Genomic DNA, 277 nt, shown 5'->3' on the forward strand with positions numbered 1-277 from the left:
GATCACGGTGTGATCTTTTTTCGTGAACAGACGCTCACGCCTGAGCAACACCTTGCGCTTGCGCGCATCTTCGGTAGTCCGATCCGCAAGAACATCTATTTGCCTGCCGTCGCGGGTTTTCCGGAAATCGAAGTCATCGCTCATAGCGACAAGACGCGTTCGGGCGGCACGGACAACTGGCATGTCGACGTATCGTGGCAACCTCAGCCGCCCAAGGCCACTGTCCTTCATGCACAGGAAATTCCCGAAGGGGGCGGCGGCGATACGATCTGGTCCT

1 protein-coding gene is annotated in these 277 nt (G+C 57.8%); it reads left to right on the plus strand.

Annotated elements, in window-relative coordinates; all coding sequences use genetic code 11:
* Positions 1-277: TauD/TfdA dioxygenase family protein (locus tag SB753_RS36925; protein ID WP_410805091.1), on the plus strand; the 277-nt coding region annotated here is incomplete at both ends.

Source organism: Paraburkholderia sp. SIMBA_053 (assembly GCF_046534895.1).
Taxonomy (GTDB): Bacteria; Pseudomonadota; Gammaproteobacteria; order Burkholderiales; family Burkholderiaceae; genus Paraburkholderia; species Paraburkholderia caledonica.